16 protein-coding genes and 1 pseudogene are annotated in these 17,652 nt (G+C 48.6%); 7 read left to right on the top strand and 10 right to left on the bottom strand.

Annotated elements, in window-relative coordinates; all coding sequences use genetic code 11:
• The first annotated feature begins 107 nt into the window (after positions 1-107).
• From IMW75_RS17135 to IMW75_RS17115, 5 genes are all read left to right on the top strand, one after another.
• Positions 108-470, top strand: coding sequence for an immunity 8 family protein (locus tag IMW75_RS17135; protein WP_205893290.1), 363 nt, complete (start codon positions 108-110; stop codon positions 468-470).
• Between the two features lie 602 nt (positions 471-1,072).
• The gene (locus tag IMW75_RS17130; RefSeq protein ID WP_205893289.1) at positions 1,073-1,345 is read left to right on the top strand and encodes a colicin immunity domain-containing protein; all 273 of its coding nucleotides are present in this window, start codon (positions 1,073-1,075) and stop codon (positions 1,343-1,345) included.
• A 102-nt stretch (positions 1,346-1,447) separates the two neighbouring features.
• Complete coding sequence (gene imm40, locus IMW75_RS17125) at positions 1,448-1,801, top strand: Imm40 family immunity protein (RefSeq protein WP_205893288.1); 354 nt, start codon at positions 1,448-1,450, stop codon at positions 1,799-1,801.
• A 372-nt stretch (positions 1,802-2,173) separates the two neighbouring features.
• Positions 2,174-2,785, top strand: coding sequence for a hypothetical protein (locus tag IMW75_RS17120; protein ID WP_205893287.1), 612 nt, complete (start codon positions 2,174-2,176; stop codon positions 2,783-2,785).
• A 16-nt stretch (positions 2,786-2,801) separates the two neighbouring features.
• On the top strand, positions 2,802-3,389 hold the full coding sequence (locus IMW75_RS17115; protein WP_205893286.1) for a hypothetical protein: 588 nt from the start codon (positions 2,802-2,804) through the stop codon (positions 3,387-3,389).
• A 218-nt stretch (positions 3,390-3,607) separates the two neighbouring features.
• Here IMW75_RS17115 and IMW75_RS17110 read toward each other — a convergent pair whose 3' ends face one another.
• Positions 3,608-3,943 carry a hypothetical protein gene (locus tag IMW75_RS17110; protein ID WP_205893309.1) on the bottom strand — a complete coding sequence of 112 codons (336 nt, stop codon included), beginning with the start codon at positions 3,941-3,943 and terminating at the stop codon, positions 3,608-3,610.
• Between the two features lie 1,551 nt (positions 3,944-5,494).
• On the opposite strand from IMW75_RS17110, the gene IMW75_RS17105 reads away from it, so the two are divergent.
• Positions 5,495-7,495, top strand: a complete 2,001-nt coding sequence (locus tag IMW75_RS17105) for an acyltransferase family protein (RefSeq protein ID WP_205893285.1) — start codon at positions 5,495-5,497, stop codon at positions 7,493-7,495.
• Between the two features lie 1,135 nt (positions 7,496-8,630).
• Positions 8,631-9,569, top strand: a complete 939-nt coding sequence (locus IMW75_RS17100) for an NAD-dependent epimerase/dehydratase family protein (RefSeq protein WP_205893308.1) — start codon at positions 8,631-8,633, stop codon at positions 9,567-9,569.
• 78 nt (positions 9,570-9,647) lie between these two features.
• Here IMW75_RS17100 and IMW75_RS17095 read toward each other — a convergent pair whose 3' ends face one another.
• The 9 genes and pseudogenes from IMW75_RS17095 to IMW75_RS17055 form a co-directional block, all read right to left on the bottom strand.
• A complete protein-coding gene (locus tag IMW75_RS17095; RefSeq protein ID WP_205893284.1) occupies positions 9,648-10,037 on the bottom strand; it encodes a VanZ family protein in 390 nt (129 codons plus the stop codon).
• The gene (locus IMW75_RS17090) at positions 10,034-12,133 is read right to left on the bottom strand and encodes a YjbH domain-containing protein (protein ID WP_414704651.1); all 2,100 of its coding nucleotides are present in this window, start codon (positions 12,131-12,133) and stop codon (positions 10,034-10,036) included. Before IMW75_RS17090 ends, IMW75_RS17095 begins: the two co-directional genes overlap by 4 nt.
• Complete coding sequence (locus IMW75_RS17085; protein WP_237142297.1) at positions 12,130-12,861, bottom strand: capsule biosynthesis GfcC family protein; 732 nt, start codon at positions 12,859-12,861, stop codon at positions 12,130-12,132. Before IMW75_RS17085 ends, IMW75_RS17090 begins: the two co-directional genes overlap by 4 nt.
• A 38-nt stretch (positions 12,862-12,899) precedes the next feature.
• Positions 12,900-13,559 (bottom strand): YjbF family lipoprotein, encoded by a 660-nt coding sequence (locus IMW75_RS17080; RefSeq protein WP_205893282.1) that lies wholly within the window; start codon positions 13,557-13,559, stop codon positions 12,900-12,902.
• Positions 13,560-13,574: 15 nt separating this feature from the next.
• Positions 13,575-14,678, bottom strand: a complete 1,104-nt coding sequence (locus IMW75_RS17075) for a polysaccharide biosynthesis/export family protein (protein ID WP_205893281.1) — start codon at positions 14,676-14,678, stop codon at positions 13,575-13,577.
• Between the two features lie 87 nt (positions 14,679-14,765).
• Positions 14,766-15,050 carry a hypothetical protein gene (locus IMW75_RS17070; RefSeq protein ID WP_205893280.1) on the bottom strand — a complete coding sequence of 95 codons (285 nt, stop codon included), beginning with the start codon at positions 15,048-15,050 and terminating at the stop codon, positions 14,766-14,768.
• 291 nt (positions 15,051-15,341) lie between these two features.
• A complete protein-coding gene (locus IMW75_RS17065) occupies positions 15,342-16,109 on the bottom strand; it encodes a WecB/TagA/CpsF family glycosyltransferase (RefSeq protein ID WP_205893279.1) in 768 nt (255 codons plus the stop codon).
• Between the two features lie 76 nt (positions 16,110-16,185).
• Positions 16,186-16,341, bottom strand: a pseudogene (locus IMW75_RS27390) (DapH/DapD/GlmU-related protein); the annotation flags it as partial.
• Positions 16,342-16,694: 353 nt separating this feature from the next.
• Complete coding sequence (locus IMW75_RS17055) at positions 16,695-17,648, bottom strand: glycosyltransferase family 4 protein (protein ID WP_205893277.1); 954 nt, start codon at positions 17,646-17,648, stop codon at positions 16,695-16,697.
• Positions 17,649-17,652 lie beyond the last annotated feature (4 nt).

The raw sequence follows: 17,652 nt of genomic DNA, 5'->3' as shown, positions 1-17,652 counted from the left end.
CCTTTGAATGTCGGAGATTGTTACGTGGTGTATGCCCTGATGTTTATTTCTGATCGGGTAGATTTTTTAGTGCGAACTCCTGAGCAGCCACCTTTCTGGGTTCCATTATGAACGCGAAATTAAAACGGCTGCATAGCCCTGACATTTACAATCTTGAAAATTACCAGCCGGAATGCGCAGGCAGCTTTTGTTTTCTTCTTCAGGCTATGATCGGCCCCGAATGTGGAGAAGGCGAAGAGTCCTATGATATAGAGGTTTGTACTCCGGCATGGATTGAAGAAAACCTCGGGTTGGACAAAGCTCTTGTTGGACATCACTACCTTATTGTTCGTGACTATAATTATCAAAAAATTGTTCTTTTCATCGAAAATTTTCTACAAGGTTGTTTGGGTGAAAATTGGAATGAAATTTCAAGAAAGGTATCAGCGTTAGGTTTGTGGGAGTTCGAAGGGCACGAAGATGGTGTTTGAGGTTGCGCCATGGGACTGATTACACTTGAAGTATCCGTACATGGTTTACCTATTACTCCTACAATGCTATGAAGTGGCACTCCTTTGTTTAATGTTGACGATGGGCTTAGGTTGGTCGATTACTGCAAAAATAACGATATAGCAGTTCTTGGTATCGATGGTTTTAAAATCAAGGGGGGCAAAAGGATCCCAGACATAGATTGTATCGTTGACTTTTCCGCGTCATTAAATGAAACAAACTTTGCTGTAAAGTCGATAGAAGCGAGTCGGACAGTTATTGAAGGTATTAGCGGTGATGGCATTTTTATGGAGTTTGTGCTCGTTAGAGTTTAGATGGTGCAAAAGGCAACAGGTAGGCAGGGAAATGCCTTGTTGATTTGTCGTATGCGGGAATTGTCAGATCCTTAGGATAAGTCAGTGCAGCTTTCACTCGCTGACCGAGCACTCAAAAAACATGAAAACCGTGAAGATAGTACGTTCGCTAACGTCAAAGGCGATCCTTCCGAAATGAACGCTCAAGGTCAAAAATTGCTGATGAAATTCTGAGCAATAATCCCCGGTAACTCAGCAATTTTTAGCTTTATTGAAAATGGAGATTTGCTATGAGTCTTACTATCTTGGAGTTTGCAAAATCGTATGTAGCGGGAAGGCTGACAGGCAAGATTTTTTCTGAGGCGTACATTGAACTTTGGAAAATAGAGCGAGATAGGAATGTCCTTCAGTTCGATGAACCTTCGTTGAGCGAGTGTTTGTCCAGTATTTGTTGTGCTGCGGATATGTACGAGCCAGATGAATCAAGAGAAGAGTATGAACTTGACGATGAAATGCTAAAATCTAAAGTCGCGAGCTTGTTGCAAAAAATAGTTGTTAATTAGTCAGTGCAACAATATTGTAGATTGCACCGGGCAAATATGACGAGTTCATAAAGTAGTCGGCGGGACTATCGACTATTCAAGCCGACTTCAGTGGAGTGATCTATGAGTATTGTGTGGTCGGAGCGAATTGATACTGTTCTAGGTAGAGGTATATCCCTGGATCATTTGGGAGTGCAGAACTGGGCCCTAGGTCATGATGACGCTTTACATGCTATTTATGAACTCGAGGCTTTCGGAATCGCGATTCTTGGAGGAGATGTATATCAATTGTTTGGCGAGAAAGCAGAACAGACGTACGACAGTTGGTATTGCGATCAAGGCGCCGATGAGTCTGATTCTGTTTTCTTGAAACGCAGTTCAGATAAGGCAAAAAATTATATTCTTAGCTACTTAATGCCGAAGACGCTTTTTGCGCTAGTGCCTAAAATTTTATGGGGGAAGAGTTGCTCAAATTAAGAGTGCGGCAATTAGAGTTGCTGCAGGTAAAGAAATGACAAATGAAAAATATATAAGCTGAATGAGTCGATGTGGAGTGCGTGCGTGGCACTGTGGTGAGTATTTTTATGAGGATAATTAGTTGATTAAATTGAGTGCGCTCATAAAAAATCTTCTGGCATTGTGGTGCTTTTTAGAGCTGTTAGCGATCTGACTGCCAAAATTGATTAGTACCACCAATTCGGCGGCGCTGCCCAGTGCGCAAACTCATGAATCTTGGAAAGTCGCTGTGCTTACGGCTGCGTCCGTAATTTACCAATAATTATCTTCGGCCGTCTTTTAATTGATAATAAAATCATTCACAACGAAAATTCGTAATGCTTAGGAATACCCATGTTTAAAAGTTTCTCAAAACTCACAACCATAATCACCATTTTAACAATGAGCGGTTGTGTGTCTTACAATGTTACCGGCCCAATCGGCGCACCCACACATCCCGCCCCCATTGCCAGCCCGCGTACCGCACAACTCGCCGACGTGAAGGTCTCGGTCCCGGACATGGACGCTGCTACACGTACCTCCATCAGTCGTTCGCTAACGACGCAGATCAAGCAGTACGTGGATAAAGGCGGCTACTTCAAGCAAATCACCGAATACCCCACCCGTTTAGGTGAAAACGATGTGGTGCTCAACTTCAATATGACTTCGCTCAAAGGTCGTCGAGCTCCGCATCCCGCCTATTTCCCCGGTGCCTTGCTCACACTGACGCTGTGGATCTGGGTGAATGGGCCCATCGACGTAGACAGCTTCGACTTGGCGGGTGATCTGCAGATCGTTGACCGAGACGGAAAAACGCTGGCGACTTCCATGGAACAGGTCAAGTTCGCGCGCAATGTCGGCATTTACGGACGCGAATACTGGGCACCTACCATGGGTGCCAAACAGTTGAGCGAACTGGTCTCAAAGCTGCTTGATACCGCGACTGCGCGCTTGGCAAAACAGTAACTAAAAGGAGAACCACATGGTTGGATACATCAAACACGCCTTCATCCTGTCAGTCATTCTGATGTCAGGTTGCGCATCGTATTCGATGCATGAACTGCCGCCCTTACAGGCCTGGCCACTCACAGCAGATGCTGCACAGCAAAAGCCGACGACGTTCGTGCGCACCACCGCGTTTTATCAGGCCAACGGCGGGGAGGGGCGGACGGTTGCCGGCGCTCCAGCTGCCCTGTGGGAATCGGCAATTGTTGATGCGTTCCGAGAGTCGGGGCGCTTTTCGCGGGTGACTACCGACAAGGTTGACTCTGACATCTACGCCGAAGCCACGCTGTACAACAATGAACAGTACAGCGTTGTCTCCGCCGTTGTGACCGGTTTGACCATGTTCATCATTCCCAGTACGGCGAAGAACACGTTTACCCTGGAAACGGTGTTCAAGGACAAGGACGGTAAAGAACTTGGGCGCATTCGCAAAAGCGAGTCGGTGCGTACCTGGATGCAGTTGGTGTTGATCGTTGCCCTGCCTTTCCAGCAAGACACTCGCGAAGTGGTGCAAACGCTTGCCCGCAGCACGCTGGAAGAAGCGGTGCAACGTCAGTTGCTGTAGTGCAAGCCGCTTGCGAAGCCGTCCTGGCTAAGCATCGTGAACCAGCTCTGGTATCAGGCTTGGCTGAAAAGGTTGTCTGAATTCCTGGCAAAGGTTCAGGGCGCGACCCGTGACGAGAGTTCGCGGACAAGTCCATGCATCCCGAGGCTACAGGGGGCTGCTGGAATCAGGCTTGTCCGCGAAGGCGTCAGTCGAGACGCCTCAACTACCCGGGTTAATCACGCCACCAAAACAGCCTGAGGTTGCGGTCGCAATCGACGCTCAACCACCTCCAGCACATCACAGCCATCGCGCAACGAAATGGCGCAGAGCAGGGCGAAGTCACTGAGGATGAAGGACTCGCACTCGATCGTGCCGCGCATAGCCAGGTTTTCGAGTACCTGAGTGACGGCCGCGATTCGGTACTTTGCCGCGCCGATCAGTACATCGAGTGGGGCTTGGGTGTCGACGAACAATGTAGGCATGTCGTCGCAGTTGCTGGTGAGCGGCTTGAAGCGATTTTCGGGGTAGGGGGGTGGTTTTTTGTACGGTGGGTCGGGGTGAAGTGCTCTCATTTTTTTGCCCTTGGTGAATTCATTTGAACTACCACCGGCCTTTCCTACGGGCTTGGGTGGCAGCCGTACGCGGGAGTAGGAAACTGAGGATTCACCAAACTCAGCCACGCCGAAGCGTGTCCCGCGCACAGCCGCCGCGAACGAGTTTACGGACACAGGTTATGTGCCGCAATCAAACGACTGACGCGCGGTGAATCTCCAAGGGTTCCTACGCCCTGCCACTGCATCCACAGTGGCAGCGAAAGAATATCCAATCAGCCCACTTCGCACCAGTTCATGCCGGTCGACACAGCTTGAAGGAAATTTCTGGAATTTTTGTACGAAAATTCCGAATCACCGCACGAAGGCGTTGGCGACTGTGGGAGAGACGAATCAGGAAAGAAATCAGAAAAGGACTAGTGTCCAATTGGAGGATTTGCTGAACAGCGACGGTACAATAATGAGTATTTCAGTGAGTAACGAATACCAGTGGTTCGGTGTGCCCGTAAACCACGCAATGTTCGCGGGAAGCGCTCACGCCCTACACATCGATCAAAACCTCAATCGGTCGAAAGGCCTCAGCCCCGAGCAGCAATCACCGCCCAACCAATTTCAGCACATCCAGCCATCACACCAATCCTGCGGCGGAATTGCGCAGAACAAAGCGAAATCACTAGGAATGAAAGATTGACATCCAGTCGGCCCGCGCATGGCTAGCTTTTCCAGCACTTGGGTCAATGCATTGATTCGATAGTTTGATGCGTTAAGCCGCACATTGAGCGGTACCTGGATAGCGACGGAGAGGATGGAGATTTGACTGCAATTCGACCCTTCCATTAAGTTAAAATCCATAAGTTACCGGGGTCCAGGCAAAGGCACCCAGTTGATCTCAAACGTCAAAAACGCAAGGCGATGGCCTACATTTCCGTTGGATTTACTCCCCTTAGCCAACATTCGGGTCGCTTAGATCCCCATCGTGTCGCCTAAATTGCTAGTGTTTTTCCGGAGAAAAGTATAACCAATACAGAAAAACCCCCAACATTCTCGTCCGTACTTTTTGAGGAGAAGCCCGCACTAAAAGTGTTATGAGGCGGGTCGCTGTGGCGTGGACCATCCGCAACTGCGTCAACGGAGCTAAAGTCACCATAGCTGGCGCGGGAGACGCAGGTGAATGTCAGAAGCTATATCAGTTCAGCTGCGGAACGAGAACGATTAAGATTAAGTTTGCTTTAGCGGCGCGAAGCCGACGCCATTCAGTAAATTTGCCCAAGCGCCGATCGCAGAAAAGCGGGCGCTGGTTAACAGTGTTGGAGTTCCCATCTTCGGGCCATCCACTGCAACCCGATGACGATGCAACAGCGTCCTACTTGGTTGAAGGACGCTAAGCAAACGCTGAATCTTGGCCTCGCGTCTTCATCAAAGACTTCTAGTAAGCATGCTCTGCGCAACGGTGCGCGGGCACTATTGCCAAAAAATTTTTAAAAGCACGAATTTTTTCCGGATTTCTGGCAATATCCACGCCGCTTAAATGCCCACTCACAAATTACCTATTGCCAGAAGAACAAAAGACATATGAAGCTCAGGAACAACAATTTCAGGGATGACATTAACGGCCTCCGGGCATGGGCTGTAGTGGCAGTAATTCTTTACCATTTTGGAGTTGTAGGATTTACGGGCGGGTTCGTTGGCGTAGATGTTTTTTTTGTAATCTCTGGTTTTTTAATGACCAGGATTATCGTTAAGGGCATAGAAGGAAATAGCACTGCAGGCTCCCCGAAAATATTTTCAATTTTGAATTTCTATTCTTCGCGTGCAAGTCGTATTGTTCCCGCACTGCTCGTGCTTTGTTGTTTTCTTATTCTGGCTGGCTACTTTTTTCTTTCGGAGACAGAGTACAACTCTCTAAGTATTGAGGTTCTCAGTGCTCTCGGCTTTTTCTCTAATATATTGTTTTGGTTAAGTGGAGGCTATTTTGATTCTGGATCTCATGAGAAACCACTTCTGCATACTTGGTCTCTGTCGGTTGAGTGGCAATTCTATCTAATCCTGCCAGTTGTGATTTTAACAGTTTGGAAGTTACGTCCTGGCCGTTCTACGCTCATGATTGTGATGGTGTTAGGTTTTTTGAGCTCCCTGCTATTATCGATCATGGTCACGCCGGTAATGCCAAATGCGGCTTTCTACCTACTGCCTGCGAGGGCTTGGGAAATGCTGGCTGGCGGATTGGTTTTTTTGCTGGCTAAAGATTCGCATCTTTCTGATCAAAAGAAGCTATGGATAGAAGGTTGTGGTTTTGGGTTGATAATTTTTTCCATTGCAATATTTGATGCGGCTGATATTTGGCCAGGTTGGCGTGCAATTTTACCTGTATTCGGAACGATACTTGTTCTGATCGCGGCCCGACAACATTCTATATGGACTGGTAGCCGGGCGGCCCAATGGCTTGGGAATTGCTCATATTCTCTATACCTATGGCACTGGCCGTTCGCAGTCGCATTGGCGTACCTTCAACAGCCAGAATCCTTTGGGGCAATTAGTGCTTGTCTAGTGTTAACGCTGCTGTTCGGCTGGATTTCGTATCGGTTTGTGGAGACTCCTGCACGCACGAAGCTAACCAGGTTGCCACAGATGCGAAGCTTCGCTGTGTTGTTGGTAGCGATCTCGTTCGTCGCAATTCCTAGCTTTTTTATCAACGCTTATGACGGTATTTCAGGAAGATTTACGTCGGAGGTAAACTCTATATTCGCCGAAGCGAAGAATAAGAACCCAAGAATTGGCGAGTGCCATGTTGGAGATACAAAAAAGGTTCCGGAGTGCACTTATGGCGGAAAGAATTTAGGCGTGATTGTACTTGGTGATAGTCATGCGGGATCGTTTGTACGATCAATAGAAAAGTCGATCCCTGATAAAAGCCTACATGTTCTTGACTGGTCTCTTTCAAGCTGTCAGACAGTGTTCGGTCTTAAAGATAAGACGAACGAAAAATTCCGCTGCAAGGAGTTTGTTGATTACGCACTTAGGAAACAACAAGCGTTAGCCAGTCGCGCACCAATAATTCTAATTAATAGATATACAGTTTTGTTTGAAGGTCCTAACGAGCCGGGTCCGGCAAACCTGACACCATCGCCAGTAAAATATGTAAGCGCTCCATACCAGAGCTATAATGAAGAGCTGATGATGGAAATGCGGAGTGGAGTTATTAATACCGCATGTGAGTTTGCTAAGACTCGAGCGGTCTATATGATGCGGCCAATTCCAGAGTTGAAATACAATGTACCTAAAGGCATGGCCCGATCATTGTTGATAGGGGATGATCATCGACGATTATCAGTCACCATCGAGGACTATAATAAGCGTAATGCCTTCTTGCTGGAAACTCAGGATATGGCCGCTAGGCAGTGCGGAATAAAGCTACTTGATCCGCTGCCATATTTGTGCAGTGAGGGGGTGTGCTGGGGGGATAAAGACGGTCTTCCTCTTTTCTATGACGATGATCATATGAATGAGCGCGGCGCATCTCTGTTGATTCCGATGTTTCGAGAGGTCTTTCGAGAAAACACGGCTGGTCGCTAAAAGCCCTTGCGATGTTTGAAGGGCGAAGTTGCAGCTGTGGATTCTCTCCACGGGGGTACGACCGGGTGATGATGCCACGATCCCTTAGCCGATTTTTTATGAAGCTTTGGCGGCATGGATGGTATAGCGCTAATCGCAAGACCAAGGGCAAAGCCGACAACCGGATTGGTCAGTGGGCCAGGTCGGACTCGATGAATATTGCAATGAAGGCGGGCATCCGGGCCGAGGGCTCGTCATTGGCTTGGAGTCGGCCTACACCTTAAATGGTGCAACTGTTAATAGTCTGATGCTACGCATTTTGATGAGCTCTTAGCGTCGATGGGGCAGTGTTTCATGCGTTGTAGGCCTGTATAGGTGGCTCCAGAGCCGCAGTCTTAGAGAGGTGCCCGCGCCAGGAGACGCGCCACAAGGGTCGATTTTGGCCCTCTGACCAATCCTTTCCCGGTAGTGGCTCTCCCGGTAAGCATCCACGATGTGAACCCGGTAACCCAGTTCATGGTCAAGTTCAACCATGTCCAAGTGAAAATGCTGGTAGGTTCCAGAACAATTGCGCTTTGCGAATGCAACATTTTGAGTCACTGGACAAGCGTTTCTCGGTTGTTGTCGATTGCCTAGGTGGTTCACTGATCTTCGCGGTGAACGACGATTTGGGCCTTGGCTACATTGATACCAAAACCGTCTGCGAGGTCAGGATTGTCATGACGGATCTTCGGCGCCAGCGTCTAAATTTTCGTCGAGAATAGCGCTGGTTTGCGTCTATCGCCGCTTTTCACCTATGAATACCTTATCGGCCCTTTGGGTAGAAAGGGCGGTGCGAGAAGTCTTCCATGGTCCGCACGGGCTAGAGTCTGAATCGAGCTTTTAGTCGCGCTCACGCCATCAAGTCTAAACATACAAGCGAGCTTGCTTGCTAGTTTGTAACCTGCCGAGCTAACGAATTTACGATACCATAGGCGGCTAGCTTTTAATTTCTATCGAAAACACAGCATCATTTGTGGGAAACTTGACCCTGGAGCGCTGCTTTTCATTTCTGCCTGACGCACGTGCAAGCCTGTTTGCGCTTCTAATGAAACCAAGGAACTACTTCGAGACGTTCTACTCGATCGTCGCGAAAATTATGGATAGGTTTTTTATCATGCCTAATGGCCCAGTTTTAATCACCGGGGGTGCCGGCTTCATTGGTTCCCATCTGACTGACGTCCTGCTCGCAAAAGGCTATTCAGTTCGTATTCTGGATGACTTGTCGACCGGTAAGTGCAGCAACGTTCCGCTAGACAATCCAAAAGTTGAACTGATCGAAGGTGACGTTGCCGACGCTGCAGTAGTTGAGCGAGCAATGGATGGATGTCGTGCAGTCGCGCACCTTGCAGCAGTAGCTTCGGTTCAAGCTTCTGTAGACGATCCGGTGCGCACGCATCAAAGTAACTTCGTAGGTAGCTTAAACATTTGTGAGGCCATGCGCCAAGCCAACGTCAAGCGTGTGGTGTTTGCCTCTAGTGCTGCGGTATACGGCAATAATGGTGAAGGGCTGGCAATTGATGAAGACACGCCCAAGGCACCGTTGACTCCTTATGCGTCAGACAAACTGGCGAGTGAATACTATTTCGACTTCTATCGGCGCCAGCACTCGCTAGAACCTGTGGTGTTTCGTTTTTTCAATATTTTTGGCCCTCGTCAAGACCCATCATCGCCATACTCGGGTGTCATCAGCATTTTCAGTGAGCGGGCACAAAAAGGTTTGCCGATCACGATTTTTGGTGATGGTGAACAGACTCGTGATTTTTTCTATGTGAAAGATTTGGTCGGCTTGTTGGTACAGGCATTAGAAGCGCCGGAAGTTGGAGTAGGCGCAATTAACATTGGTATGAACCGAGCCACCTCATTAAATCAAATGCTTGAAGTGCTGGGTGAGGTGCTAGGTGAAATACCGCTGGTTACTCATGAGCAGGCGCGCTCCGGTGATATTCGCCATTCGCGAGCGAATAATGATCGGCTGCTTGAGAGATTCGAATTGACTGAGACAACACCGATGAGTGTTGGGCTAGCTAAACTGCTTGGGAAAGAGACTAGTTGAATCGGTGGTAGAAATGAAGATAGGTGAGTCTGGCCGCATCTCTGAGGATGGGGCCAGATCTACCAGTAACCAAGCGGATTATCGTTCGGCAATAATTGTCGAAGAACTCTTGAGTCTCCAGTTCTGATACCTACGCCACGCCAAAATAGCCATCATCCCGCACATTACTCCCACGGCATTCGCTAGCATGTCGCCCCAAGACGCTGTACGCAGCGGCATGAGACTTTGCTCCAGTTCGATCAGCATCGACCCCACTAATGGCCAAAACAGCAACCAGAAAATGCGAGTGCCCGGGAACGCCAGATACGCGCTTACCGTCAAGCACGCAAACCCGGCCCAGTGATGCAGTTTGTCCTGATTTTCAAATACCTCAGGCACGGGTTCTCCGCGCATGCCGGCAAAACAAAGCACCAGCAGGATCACGAAAAACGCCAGCTTGGGCACTAAACGCATAATGCGCTGGTTCATTCAGTGACCTTGTAGAAATTGTTGTGGAAGAGGTCGATGTTGCGACGCTCCGTTAGAGAGTACAGCGAGTAGCTACGCGCAAGCGCGGCGCCACCGTCACGAGTCAGCGGCGTCCAGGCAAGGTTAGCGCGGCGAGTGGTCGAACTGGCCATCAATTCGTCGAACGGTATCGAGAAGTAGATACCCTTTCCGAAACTACCCTCACCGTATTCCTCTTTCGTGGCATTGGTGACCGTCACCCAGCCACCGAAGCGCACGCCGTTGCTGAACTCGCGGGACAGATCGAGCGTAACACCCAGGTCTTTCGCCAGATAGCGACCGACGCTCACTGCGCCAAGGATGTCCTGGAAGGAGCTGCGGTAGTACAGCGTGGCGTTGCCAGTGATGGTGCTGTAATCACGCAGCCCCAAGCCCTGATCGAAATCACGCTGCTTGACCCAGTTCATGTCAACGCCAACTGCCCAGCGCTCGCCCATAGGACGGTACAGCGCTTCACCGCCGACGCCTGCGAACATCGACTCCAGATAACCGCCGTACACCATGCCGTAGAGGTCTTCGTCCAGCTGCTTGACCTTGTTCAACTGGAAGGTCGGCATCGTCACTTCCGACGTGGTCATATACTGCCGCAGGTCGGTACGCACCCGTGGCAAGCCGCTGGGTGCGTCGTACTTGAACTTGTCGAAGTTGTTGATCAGGTTCGCACTCAACAGGCCGCTCCACCAAAGATCAGGCTGGAACCGGTACTCGGCACTCAAATCCGCACTGAATTGGTACAGCAGGAATCCGTCAGGACCGCCGACGTTCTGTTTGTACCCGAGGCCCAGGCCATAGGTGAACTTGTCCGGCGTCTTCGCATACAGGGTTTTCTCCTGATGCGGCACCGGAACATTCTGCTCAGTCACACGGCGCAGGTCTTCCAGCGGACGATCTTCCTGCACCACTTCGCGGAACGTGTCCCGGGGCAGGCTGACTTCCTGGACCGGCAGGCTGTAACGGGTATCGACCATGGTGAACCAGTCGATCTGATCGTTAACGCTGTTGTCGAGGATGCGCGAAGCACGGCCCACGGCTTTCGGGGTGTGGAAGTAGCGGCCTTGTTCGCCGTAGACGATCAACTCGGAATCACGCTGGGTGATTTTCGAAACGGTGTAGCCTGCGTTGTTTTGCAGACGCTTGGCTACGCCGGCCCATTGCACGTCTGTTGGCGCGGTAGTCGGTTTGACGTCCGGCACAGGTTCGGGTTTTGGGTCGAAGCTCTTCGTTGGTGCCTTGCGGGTGGCGAAGTTGGTGTGCAAGGTGATGCCGAACATGGCGGTATTGCCGCGTTCCCAAGCTGCGTGCAAGTCTACCCAATCGTTAGCTTTGAATACGAAGCCGAGATTGATTGGCGAATCTTGAACTTGATTGTTGTCTAATGGTTCGTGCTGATAGTCGTTACCTTCGTATTCTAGCTTTATAGAAAGCGGATCCCAAGGTGTTTGATAATTTATTCCACCGAAGAAGGACGGAGAGCCGCGGAAGTAGGCGTTAGCATTGAAACTGCCTGACGTTTCTACCAGTCCAGTAGACTCTGGACGATTGTTGAATTTATCATCTACCCAGCCCAGTGGATTATCAATATCTCCACGATTGCCTATATACCCCCAAGCTAAACCCAGACTAAGATCAAAATTCCCCAAACGTTTATTGCCGACAAAATACTCACTGGAAAATAAACCTGTACCTCCGATGTCTCTTGCCCCTAAAGAAACTTGCGGCGTCCAGTGATTCTCTTCTAATAGTCTTACTTTTGCGTCAATAGCTTTATCCTTGAAGCTCTGGCTGCCGCTCAAATCTTCCTGTCCGTATATGCGGTTAGTGATGGCAGTGTAGCGGAACGATCCCTCCAACCATTCAAAGGGTTGAAAGGATACGCTGTAGCGACTATATGGGTCTGTACGGTTCGCCGTCAGAGACAACTCACCGGCAGGTGCCATCCGCGCAGTAGGGGTTTGCAACAGGCCGACACCCCCAAAGTCGCTTTGTGTATAGCGTTGTTCAGCCGTCGCCCAAGCGCTGCAACCGAGCAAAAACCAAGGAATAAAGTGATAATTCAAGGCTTCACCTCCAGCAGCGGCTGGGTGGCGATGAAAGCGGCCAGTTCAGTATTTAAATCAGGCGTGGGGTCACCAATCGCGGCGCTTTGTATCGGGACGTATATGCTTGCACCTGGGGCCGGCGGAACTGATTTGGCCTGATTCCAGAGTGCTATTCCTTCCCGGAATACCTGTCCATCTGGCTGGATTAATAGAAGAAAATCGGCGTCGGCCCCGGGATCCCGTGGACAGCTCTTCAGATAGCTTAGGGCCGGCTCCAAAGGCTGGTACGCCAGCTCGCAATCGCCGAGCACTGCACCTACGACCTTTACTGTGGAAGGTCGGGGGGGGTACAGCAGCACATCGCCGTTGCTTAGATAGGGATTGTCACCACGGTTCAGTTCAACCCGCACAGGATCAAGTTGGGCAACCTTGCGCCCCGTTACCGGCATAGCCTGAACCTTATCGATGAGACGCGTGGCTAGTGCTGCCAACTCGGTCTTTTTGTCCTGAAGCGCGTTCGTTTTCACGGTTGCGAGATCGAAGAGTACTCCCAGCTTGAGCCGCTCCTGCGCATTGCGTAGCGGGGTGTGCAACCACGCAGCACCGAGCAGGTAAGCCTTCGGGTTGACCTGAGCAGGAAGCAAAACATCATGCAAGCGCGTGCCTTCCTGGAAAGAATATCGTCCCGGTTGGGAGGCATAACCCTGCACAGTGACCAGCGAGTCGGCTTTTACAGTAAAAGTCATGAATAGGCTGCAGCAAAGCAGCCAGGAGGGACGAAGAATCATTGCACTACCGGCTTATTCGGGCGCACTTGAACAATGCGTAGGGGCAATTCGGGGGTGAGATGCTGAACGCTGGCCATGATGAAGCCGTCGGTAGGGTCGACCCAGTACTGGTTCCGCGCGGTAAAGCCAAGGCCTTCCATTGCGATATCCTCATCCACGCGCAACAACTCCACGTCGCGGTCGAGGATGTGTACAGTTTCTAGTCCTTTTTTCTCAAAGCGACTAGTGAGCACTACACCCATCCGATAACCTTCGACAAAGTCCACCTGGCGGCGAGTTTGCAGGCCATCTACAACACGATGTAGACCGGTCTGGAATGGTGACTCGCCATCAAAACGAGTGCCGTCGAGGTTGTTGTTGAAACCAACGCTACGAATGGCAAGGCCGTTTTCAAGCATAAGTATCTGGCGCGTCGATGCCATCCAGAAACCTACACCATCTTGCAGACGCACTAAAGCCATCACGGCCTCACCTGTAGGTGCCGCAATAGTTATCTGGTAGTACGGAGTTGCATTTACCTGTTGGCGAGTAAGCGCTAAGGGCTCAGGACCTTCGAAAGCGGCCTTGAGCGTGTCCATGGAAGCTGTCATCAACGGATTGCAGGCGCTTACCAACATAGTGGCAACCGTCAAAGAGACCAGGCGCAGATATTTCACAAAAAAATCCAGTTCTTAATTGTTGCCAATGTCGTTGTCAATGCCTATCCCGGTACGAAGCAGGCTGGCACTAGGGAACACTTGACTGATAAAGCGGTTCCATCGAGTTACATCAGCCGGCCCCACATACACAACATCCTGTGGCTGCAATTTGAAGTGCTGAGCAAGGGCAAATGCTGAAGGAGATTTTAGATCTATCTGGAAAACTTTAACTGTTTCATCCGCTAATTTGTCAACTCCGCGAATGACATAAACTTCTTTGCCACTCGAAGTTTCCTGACTCAAACCACCTACGCTACCCAGCGCATCAGTAAGATTCATATTACTCCCTTTGAAAACGAGAGATTTCGCAGTGTTGACCTCACCTAGCACATAGACTTTTTTCTGGTCATTGTACGGTAGATGTAGCTGATCGCCGTCTTTAAGATATATGCTCTGCAAGTTAGAGTTTTTACGATTAAGAGCATCAAGGTCGATAAGATATTCGTGATTGTCGCGTTTTAGAACTAGACCGGAAATATCTGCATCGTTAGTAAGAACTGAACCTTGGCCGACAGCATCCAACAATCTAAGTGGGGCGTTGGTGATGGGAACTTGTCCGGTCTTTAAGAAGGCACCTGAAAGAATAACTTTCTGGCTAACAAATCGAAGTATGCTGACATCTACTTGAGGTTCTGCGACAACTTTAGCTAAACGCGATGCGATAGTTGATCGTAGTTCCTCGATACTTTTTCCGGCAGCTTCTATCGTTCCTACATAGGGATAGAAGAGCGATCCGTCAGGGCGGACTAGACGCCCGTTAGCCTCGATCTGTTGCTGCGAACCTGAAGGAGCAGTTAGTTCAGGATGATCCCAGACGGTAATGAAAATCAGATCCCCAGCACCGATTCGATACTCAACAGGCTGATAAGCCAAAAGTTCGGGAGCAACATAGTTTGTTTTGTCGAAAGCGCCTTCAATGGCCAACAGTTTTGGAGTAATTGGAATCAATTCGATACGGCTGCTTTCCGGAGAACCTTCACGTACCAAATTGCCCGTGTCCATGTGCTGACCAGGGGAAAAAATGCAGCCTTGCAGGGTCAGGCCAACCAACATGGCCAATGGTAGCGCGCGTTTCATTGTCGAAATTGCTCGGAGGGGAGTAGGTAAAACAAAACCTCCCGGCGTTGCCGGGAGGTTAGCGTATCAATCTTGAGGCGGGGTCTGTTACCGAGTAGTACCAGTAGTGCCAGTGGTACCTGTGGTGCCAGTTGTACCTGGGGTGCCGTCGCTACCGCCGCCGCCACTGTTGGACGCAGCAACACCAACAGCGATAAGGCCCGCACCAATGGCCAGACCAGTGCCGACGGTTACGCCACCGGCGATGGGAGTCGACAAAGACAAGCCTGTGGTTGCGTCGGGTGTTGCAGCATTGGTAGCTGGGGCTGTTTCAGCAGCCATCAATGGCAGGCTGAACGATGAAACGAGGGCCAAAGCCAGTAGCTTTTTCATGGTCATGCTCCTTGAAAGGAAATCCCTGAGGGTTGTTGGGGTAAAGGATATTGCAGGCTGTACATAATTTGCAAGCAGGAACTGTCAGATCAGTTCATTCAGTGCCTTTTTTCGGATACTGCCTCTGCGCTTGAAGTTTTAGACCGCATTGCATCAAGACCTACAGCTAAAACTCGTGAGGGTTGCTTTTTTGATCATACAAGGCTTGACATCCCTGAGAGGCCGATTTCCATTTCATCATTAAACAGTATCTGTCTTGCTACCTGCGTCCTTTAAGTGTGGAGGCAGATGTTATTTACTTATGAACTGCAAAAATTTTTCTTTCAGCAACAGCCAAGAAAATTTGGTATTCGTGATCAAATATCGTTTCCACATCCGGTTAGGCTCTTGTATCAAGCGATATAACCATTCTAGACCCGCGTTTTGCATCCATTCCGGCGCCCGACTGACTTTTCCTGCTAGAACGTCAAATGATCCTCCAACACCTATAAGTACCATTTTTTTGTTTAGCTTGTTTTTTGCAAAATTTAGAAAAATCTCTTTCTGAGGAGAAGGCGTACCAAGAAATAGAAAATCAGCATTACTATCATTTATACTTCGAACAATAATGTCCCAATCGGTCGGTGAAAAATATCCATTTCTAAATCCTGCAACGAGATTTTTCGAATATTTATTTGATAAGCTCTTGTGCAGTTGGAAAATAGTCTGTTCGGTTGCACCTAATAAGAAAACTGTTTTACTTCGCTCGTGACACTCATGCAATAAGCGAGTGAACAAGTCGCAGCCGGTTACCCGTGGCAATGTTTGCCCATATAAAATTCTAACTGCGAAGACAACTGACATTCCATCTATGTTAATTATATCAGCGTCTCGCAGCGCATTGGAGACGTTAACATCATTATCTTTCAGTATTACCTTGAACGCATTCAAATCTTCGCGAATCAACGGGCTCGCTCGCTCGCATGGGGAAAAGATATAATTAACAGTTTCCTCCATGCTGTATTTAGATAGCTTAACTCCAAAAGCCTTTATGTAAGGAATTGTTTGCTTGTTAGTCATGAGATTATGGCAGAGTCCTGGCGTAGTAGTGCAATATTGAAGTGCAAAAGTACTGTTGAGCGTAGTCTATTTATATTCTGCTTCTTATGACTTTTGCTGGTACACCGACGGCAACACTGTATGGAGGGATGTTTTTCGTAACAACAGCTCCCGCTCCAATAATAGAGCCTCTTCCAATATGCACTCCCGGGAGGATAACAGCATTTCGACCGATCCAAACGTCGTCATCAATTACTGGATTAGATTTCGGTGTCGTAGGCTGGAAAACCATCGGAATATCTGTTCGTTGAAACGTATGCGATTCATTTAATATTGATACATTAGGCGCTATCATTACGTAGTCACCAATGGAGGCACCTTGAATAAAAACTCCCTCATTGATCTGACATGCTTTACCTATCCGAAGTTGGCTGCAGTTAGAGATATAAATATTGTCTTCGAATATTGAATTTTTATCATACGGCATTACTTTCAAAATCTTAGAAACGTAAAGGATTCGTACGCAGTTGAATAGTCTGATGTATTTCGAGTTGGGTAGGTGTTTTATAAAAATATAATAGATAATAATAGACAATTTTTTCATACTCACTCCTTGTAGTAAGTCAATAAAGATTTAGATATGGACTCAGAGTCAAGTCTTTTATTTAGTACTTGTTGCCTCCTGATGCCAGGGGTGGATCGGGCTTTTTGAATGGATTCGCCTAACATCTTCGCGATATGCTGCTCTGAATCGCCGTCGGAAAACACAAAAGTGCCGGGGGTGTGCTCTAGAATATTTTTTACGTCACCGACATCGCTGCTAAGAATTGCGCAGTCGCAGCTTAACGCCTCTTTAATAACTTGTGGGGAGCCCTCACTGCGCGACGTCATGACTAGCGCTAACGAATCGCTGAGTAAGTTTCTAATCTCGTCTCTGGAAAATCCATCTAAGGCAACGACTTCGACAGCTCCATAAATTGCTTTGTATTCTTCAATTATTCGTTCAAAAAGATCGAAGTTCTTCACCCAGCGTTGAGGACTGCCGGCGAATAGTATCCGATTTCGTTTTTTAGTCGAGTAGGTATCATTAAAGAAATTAGTGTCCACACCGCAAGGTAGTAGTTTTACTTTTTTTGATATTGGACGGACTAATAATTCCATCTCTTGATTGATGACAATGGCTTTCGAAACTTTTCTAAGTAATAGCTTTGTGAGAAATACCTGAACATGTTTTTTCTGCGCAGATAATATGTCCCCTCCGTGCAGAGTTAAAACGACATTCGTCCATTTTTTGAATGGCCTTAATAAAAGGAACAGTCCGCTGAGGCCGTAGTGGATATGAATAATATCGTAGTTGTTCTTATGGATGCTATTCAGGATGCCAAACGCCGATGATATGTAGTTGAATTTGCTTTTGTGTCCATCAATGCATATCGTATCGACAATACATGTCTTAGCCCGTTCTAAAGACTCTATCTGTTCCTTTACGAAGATCCCGCCATATAAAGATTTTTGATTTCTTCCTGGGTACATATTTGTTACCACAAGTACCTTTAGCATTTTA

Origin of the sequence: Pseudomonas gregormendelii (genome assembly GCF_017114825.1) — a bacterium.
Lineage (GTDB): Bacteria > Pseudomonadota > Gammaproteobacteria > Pseudomonadales > Pseudomonadaceae > Aquipseudomonas > Aquipseudomonas gregormendelii.
The sequence above is the reverse complement of the archived record's forward strand: the minus strand, read 5'-3'. Positions and strand labels throughout refer to the sequence as shown.

What these genes read in the sequence shown, in the direction of transcription:
- IMW75_RS17135 (WP_205893290.1), top strand. Translation starts at nt 108, where the DNA reads ATGAACGCGAAATTAAAACGGCTGCATAGCCCTGACATTTACAATCTT.
- IMW75_RS17130 (WP_205893289.1), top strand. Translation starts at nt 1,073, where the DNA reads ATGAGTCTTACTATCTTGGAGTTTGCAAAATCGTATGTAGCGGGAAGG.
- imm40 (WP_205893288.1), top strand. Translation starts at nt 1,448, where the DNA reads ATGAGTATTGTGTGGTCGGAGCGAATTGATACTGTTCTAGGTAGAGGT.
- IMW75_RS17120 (WP_205893287.1), top strand. Translation starts at nt 2,174, where the DNA reads ATGTTTAAAAGTTTCTCAAAACTCACAACCATAATCACCATTTTAACA.
- IMW75_RS17115 (WP_205893286.1), top strand. Translation starts at nt 2,802, where the DNA reads ATGGTTGGATACATCAAACACGCCTTCATCCTGTCAGTCATTCTGATG.
- IMW75_RS17110 (WP_205893309.1), bottom strand. Translation starts at nt 3,943, where the DNA reads ATGAGAGCACTTCACCCCGACCCACCGTACAAAAAACCACCCCCCTAC.
- IMW75_RS17105 (WP_205893285.1), top strand. Translation starts at nt 5,495, where the DNA reads ATGAAGCTCAGGAACAACAATTTCAGGGATGACATTAACGGCCTCCGG.
- IMW75_RS17100 (WP_205893308.1), top strand. Translation starts at nt 8,631, where the DNA reads ATGCCTAATGGCCCAGTTTTAATCACCGGGGGTGCCGGCTTCATTGGT.
- IMW75_RS17095 (WP_205893284.1), bottom strand. Translation starts at nt 10,037, where the DNA reads ATGAACCAGCGCATTATGCGTTTAGTGCCCAAGCTGGCGTTTTTCGTG.
- IMW75_RS17085 (WP_237142297.1), bottom strand. Translation starts at nt 12,861, where the DNA reads ATGACTTTTACTGTAAAAGCCGACTCGCTGGTCACTGTGCAGGGTTAT.
- IMW75_RS17075 (WP_205893281.1), bottom strand. Translation starts at nt 14,678, where the DNA reads ATGAAACGCGCGCTACCATTGGCCATGTTGGTTGGCCTGACCCTGCAA.
- IMW75_RS17070 (WP_205893280.1), bottom strand. Translation starts at nt 15,050, where the DNA reads ATGAAAAAGCTACTGGCTTTGGCCCTCGTTTCATCGTTCAGCCTGCCA.
- IMW75_RS17065 (WP_205893279.1), bottom strand. Translation starts at nt 16,109, where the DNA reads ATGACTAACAAGCAAACAATTCCTTACATAAAGGCTTTTGGAGTTAAG.
- IMW75_RS17055 (WP_205893277.1), bottom strand. Translation starts at nt 17,648, where the DNA reads ATGCTAAAGGTACTTGTGGTAACAAATATGTACCCAGGAAGAAATCAA.